The organism is Yersinia sp. 1252 StPb PI (genome assembly GCF_048593885.1).
GTDB classification, from domain to species: domain Bacteria; phylum Pseudomonadota; class Gammaproteobacteria; order Enterobacterales; family Enterobacteriaceae; genus Yersinia; species Yersinia enterocolitica_E.
In genome coordinates this window covers 1-711 of record NZ_JAZGQE010000444.1, presented here as the reverse complement: position 1 = coordinate 711, position 711 = coordinate 1, and the positions used below count along the sequence as shown (strand labels likewise).

Here is a 711-nt window from a genome sequence, read left to right as displayed (position 1 = left end):
AATGGATTAAGTATTTATTAAGCATTGATAAAAACAAAAATAAAATGCATATAGCCATGCCTATCGGTTATGCAATATGCATTTACATTATAAATAAAACATGGTTTGGGATAAATACTCTGGTGGTATTGACATTTATTTTGTTCAGTATCATATTTTTTCAAATACGCTTTTCGCGTAAAAATAATCACAAGCTATTTAAAAGAGATTTCCCAGAGGTCTTGTTGATGATTAATATGGCGGCCAGTAGCGGTGCCAGTATTAACCAGGTATTAGAACGTTGTGGGAAAGAGGTCGCTGGGCCATTAGGGAATGAATTAAGCCTTATTTGCCGCCGATTGAATGTGGGAGAGTCTCCTGAAACTGTTTTTTATGATGCCTATCAACGCTTTCGTTACCCCGAGTTTTACTTTCTTATCACCATCATTTTATTTAACTTGCAACAAGGTGGGCAATTAAGAGAACTTACCAGTCGATTGTCCCAAGTGATAACAAAAAGCAAAACATCCGAACAGAAGANAGCCGTGATGACGGCACAAACACGGATGTCAGTAAATATTCTCTCTATCATACCTTTTGTATTCTCTCTTTTTCTTTACTTTATGGATCCAACGACTATTGAGTCAATGTGGAACCATCCTACTGGTAGGATTATTTTTTATTATATTATCTCCAGCGAGATAATTGGGATAGCACTGATAAGGTCAATGC

The 711-nt window shown here is 36.2% G+C and carries 1 protein-coding gene; it reads left to right on the top strand.

The features are described 5' to 3' along the window. Window positions 1–711: type II secretion system F family protein (locus V2A85_RS24215; protein WP_420072623.1), on the top strand; the 711-nt coding region annotated here is incomplete at both ends.